The 4,202-nt window shown below is 56.9% G+C and carries 5 protein-coding genes and 1 pseudogene; all 6 read left to right on the top strand.

Annotated elements, in window-relative coordinates:
• On the top strand, nt 1-469 hold a 469-nt coding region (locus tag B2W52_RS05925), incomplete at its 5' end, for a glycine cleavage T C-terminal barrel domain-containing protein (protein WP_286801887.1).
• The gene (locus B2W52_RS05920) at nt 469-957 is read left to right on the top strand and encodes a hypothetical protein (RefSeq protein ID WP_008169833.1); all 489 of its coding nucleotides are present in this window, start codon (nt 469-471) and stop codon (nt 955-957) included. The genes B2W52_RS05925 and B2W52_RS05920, both read left to right, overlap by 1 nt.
• The gene (glnT, locus tag B2W52_RS05915) at nt 954-2,288 is read left to right on the top strand and encodes a type III glutamate--ammonia ligase (protein ID WP_273070719.1); all 1,335 of its coding nucleotides are present in this window, start codon (nt 954-956) and stop codon (nt 2,286-2,288) included. Before B2W52_RS05920 ends, glnT begins: the two co-directional genes overlap by 4 nt.
• 59 nt (nt 2,289-2,347) lie before the next feature.
• Nucleotides 2,348-3,250, top strand: coding sequence for a class II glutamine amidotransferase (locus tag B2W52_RS05910; protein WP_008169829.1), 903 nt, complete (start codon nt 2,348-2,350; stop codon nt 3,248-3,250).
• An 11-nt stretch (nt 3,251-3,261) separates the two neighbouring features.
• Nucleotides 3,262-3,945, top strand: coding sequence for a GltB/FmdC/FwdC-like GXGXG domain-containing protein (locus B2W52_RS05905; RefSeq protein WP_008169828.1), 684 nt, complete (start codon nt 3,262-3,264; stop codon nt 3,943-3,945).
• Between the two features lie 24 nt (nt 3,946-3,969).
• Nucleotides 3,970-4,202, top strand: a pseudogene (locus B2W52_RS05900) (FMN-binding glutamate synthase family protein); the annotation flags it as partial.

Raw genomic sequence — 4,202 nt, 5'->3', positions numbered from 1 at the left:
TGGCGTCGAAGCCCAGCGCATTCTGCGGCTGGAGAAGGGCCACGTCATTGTCGGCCAGGATACCGACGGTCTGACCAACCCGTTTGAGGCCAACATGCCCTGGGCCATCCCCCTCAAGAGCAAACCCTGGTTTACCGGTAAACCTTCCCTGGTCGTGCTGAAAGAACGCTGCCAACGCAGGCTGACAGGATTTATGTTGCCCCAGGGCTATAGCGGCGAGCGGATTAAGGAATGCCACCTGGTGATTAAGGACGGTGACATCGCAGGCCGGGTGACCAGCATTGCCTATAGTCCGGCGCTTGGCCGCTACATCGGCCTGGCCATGTTGGACCTGCCGCTGGCAAACGAGGCAAAAACCCTTCATGTGCGGGTGGACAGCGGCAGCCTCGTTGCTATGTCTCCCTGCAAAACGCCTTTCTACGATGCTGACGGCAAGCGCCAGACGGCGGATCTGACGGAGGTGGCCTGATGACTGCGTTGACTGTGACTCTAAGGAATGACCTGCAGGGCTATCTGCTGACGGGGCCCGGCAGCGGAGAGGCGCTGGGTGCTGCCAGCCTGCCACAGCCTGAACAACGACTGTCGGCCATGGAGCAGGCCGGCGCACTTGTCGCCCGGACCGGAACCGATGAGTTCATGGTGTTTCTGCCTGAGGGACACCCGCTCCCGGTGCACAACTGGTGTTTCAGACGCGCTGATCGTGTGTTGGCGGTCCGCGGCGACAACTGGCATGAACTCATGGCCCGCGTCTGTCAATTCGATTTCCGTACTTTTGAACCGGGGGGCTGGCTAATGGCTTCCGTCGCCGGGGTGAACTGCTGGCTCTACCGGACAAAGAATGATGACACATTACTGGTGGGCGTTGGTGATGGCTTCCACCGCTACCTTGAAAATCTGTTCAGTGAACTGGTTTGTGAACTACAGGATTCTAATACCCACGAAGGAGGAGCGTCATGACGCCCGCAAATATTAACCAATTTATCGACGATAACCAGATCAAGTATATCCTCGCACAATTCGTCGACATTCACGGCGTGGCCAAAACCAAGTCGGTTCCGGCCAGCTGCCTGAACAGTATCGTCGAGAGCGGCGCCGGTTTTGCCGGTTTCGCGGTCTGGGGGCTGGGCATGAAGCCGCACGGCCCGGATTTTATGGCGCGTGGCGATCTGGGGACTCTCAGTGCCGTGCCCTGGCAGCCAGGTTATGCGCGCATCGCCTGCGATGGTTATGTCAACGATAAACCGCACCCCTATTGTTCCCGGGTTGTTCTGAAACGCCAACTTGAGCTGTTCAAAGAGCGTAACTGGACGCTGAACACCGGCCTGGAACCCGAGTTCTCACTTTTCAACCGTGAAGGGGACGACTCTCTGACACCGGTGGACGAGAGCGATGTGCTCGACAAGCCTTGCTACGACTATAAGGGGCTGTCCCGCTCCCGGGAATTTCTGGAGCAGTTGGTAGAGTCCCTGCAGGCTGTGGATTTCGATGTTTATCAGATTGATCACGAAGACGCGAATGGTCAGTTCGAGATCAATTACACCTACAGTGATGCATTGACCTCGGCCGACCGCTTCACATTTGTGCGGATGGCGGCGGGTGAGATTGCAAATAAGCTGGGCATGGTGTGTTCATTTATGCCCAAGCCAGCGTCTGATCGCACCGGCAATGGCATGCATTTCCACCTTTCCATCACTGATGAGGCGGGAAAGAACCTGTTCCACGACCCGAGCGATCCGAATGGTATGGGGCTTTCCAAAATGGCCTACCACTTCACTGCCGGAATTATCGAGCACGCCAGAGCTATCTGTGCCTTCGCCGCACCAACCGTGAACTCCTACAAGCGCCTGGTCGTGGGTGGCAATGCCTCCGGCGCGACTTGGGCTCCTGCTTACATCTGCTATGGCGACAACAACCGCTCAGCCATGGTGAGAGTGCCCTATGGCCGACTGGAGTTCCGTCTGCCGGATTCTGGCTGTAACCCGTATCTGGTGCACGCGGCACTGATCGCCGCGGGTATGGACGGTGTCGAGCGTGAACTGGATCCCGGTGAACCGATGAATGTGAATCTCTATGACCTGTCGCTGGAGGAAATCAAGGCCAGGGGCGTTGGCATCCTGCCGCAGAGCCTGAATGAAGCTCTCGATGCGCTTGAAGCAGACACTTTGTTTACCGAAAAGATGGGGCAGGAGATCGTCTCTGAATTCCTCGCTGTGAAGCGCGAGGAATGGACGGAATACAGCCGTCACGTCTCGGATTGGGAAGTTAAGCATTACGCCGAATTTTTCTGATTCTGCGGATCAACGAAAACAACGCTTTATTGCCGGAAAGCCGGCATGAGGTCCGAATTATGTGTGGAATTGTAGGTCTTTACCTGAAAAACCCGTCCCTGGAAAGCCAGTTGGGTGAGCTGTTTGAGCCAATGCTCATTGCGATGACCGATCGCGGTCCCGACAGTGCCGGTTTCGCCATTTATGGCGACGAAGTGCCCGAAGGAGAAACCAAAGTGACCCTTCGTCACCCGGAAGACGATTATGACTGGGAGTCACTTGCGGGTGCCATGGCGGAGGGCCTGGTTACCGAGCTCTCCTGGTTCCGTAACGCCAATGCGGCTGTTTTCAAGATCCGCGCGGGTGAGGAGCAGGTCCGGGCATGGCTGCAGGAGAGCGCGCCGGATGCACTGGTGCTGAGCATCGGCCGCTCAATTGAGATTCTCAAGGAGGTTGGCTTGCCAGAAAAGATTGCGGGCAAGTTCAAACTGAGCGAAATGAAAGGCAGTCATATCATTGGCCACACTCGGATGGCCACTGAATCGGCGGTCACCATGGAGGGGAGCCACCCGTTCACCACGGGTATGGATCTTTGCCTGGTGCATAACGGCTCACTATCCAATCACAACCGCCTGCGTGAAGTGCTGTGCCGTGAGGGCATCCGGTTTGAGACCGAGAATGATTCCGAGGTGGCCGCAGGCTATCTCGCATGGCGGCTGGAACAGGGTGACTCCCTCAAACAGGCACTTGAGCACGCCCTGGAAGATCTGGACGGTTTCTTTACGTTCACAATCGGCACACGCAATGGCTTTGCTGTAATGCGTGACCCTATTGCCTGCAAACCGGCAGTGCTGGCTGAAACCGATGACTATGTTGCCATGGCCTCTGAATACCAGGCGCTGGCCGGCCTGCCGGGAATTGAACACGCTACTGTCTGGGAGCCGGAACCGGCAACTTTTTATATTTGGGAGCGGGACGCCTGAGGAGCCAGCCAATGAAAACCTTCGATCTAACTCAAAATACTGTCCGTGAACTGAATCAGGCCCTGCACGATCAGTCGGGAGAATGCATGGAGCGGGAATTTGACGTGTTCAGCCCTCATGGCCAACACAACATCGCCTGTGGTCTCGACCAGAACCTGTCAGTCAACATCATGGGCCATGCCGGCTACTTCTGTGCGGGCATGAACAAGAAGGCCACTGTTACGGTGCATGGCAATGCCGGCCAAGGTGTTGCCGAGAATATGATGTCCGGCATGGTCCGGATCAAAGGAGATGCTTCCCAGGCCGCAGGCGCCACAGCCCACGGTGGCCTTCTGGTCATCGAGGGCAACGCTGGTGCCCGTTGCGGGATCTCAATGAAAGGTGTGGATATCGTCGTCAAGGGCAACGTTGGTCACATGAGCTGCTTTATGGGACAGGCGGGAAATCTCGTGGTTTGCGGCGATGCCGGCGAGGCGTTGGGCGACTCGCTCTACGAGGTTCATATCTACGTTAAAGGTCATGTGAAATCGCTCGGTGCGGATTGCATAGAGAAGGAAATGCGTCCCGAACACATCGAGGAGCTGGGCAACTTGCTGAGCCGGGCCGGTATCGACGAGGACCCCGCACGGTTCAAGCGATACGGCTCGGCCCGGCAGTTGTACAACTTCAAGGTCGACAACGCTTCCGCTTACTGAGAATGATTGCGAGAGGATTGAATCATGAGCAACGAACTGAACGAACACACAGGGCTGCGGGAGTCCGCGACCTTTGATCGCACCACCATGGCGGAAATCCGCCGCGCGGCGGAAACGGGCATCTACGATATTCGCGGCTTTGGGGCCAAGCGTAAACTGCCGCATTTTGATGACCTTCTGTTCCTCGGCGCCAGCATGTCGCGTTATCCGCTGGAAGGCTACCGGGAGAAGTGCAATACCTCGGTGACTTTGGGCGA

It is taken from the genome of Marinobacter sp. UBA2498 (assembly GCF_002341575.1).
Lineage (GTDB): Bacteria > Pseudomonadota > Gammaproteobacteria > Pseudomonadales > Oleiphilaceae > Marinobacter > Marinobacter manganoxydans.
This window is presented reverse-complemented; position numbering and strand designations above follow the sequence as displayed.

Coding starts and splice junctions, on each gene's coding strand:
- B2W52_RS05920 (WP_008169833.1), top strand. CDS start 469: ATGACTGCGTTGACTGTGACTCTAAGGAATGACCTGCAGGGCTATCTG.
- glnT (WP_273070719.1), top strand. CDS start 954: ATGACGCCCGCAAATATTAACCAATTTATCGACGATAACCAGATCAAG.
- B2W52_RS05910 (WP_008169829.1), top strand. CDS start 2,348: ATGTGTGGAATTGTAGGTCTTTACCTGAAAAACCCGTCCCTGGAAAGC.
- B2W52_RS05905 (WP_008169828.1), top strand. CDS start 3,262: ATGAAAACCTTCGATCTAACTCAAAATACTGTCCGTGAACTGAATCAG.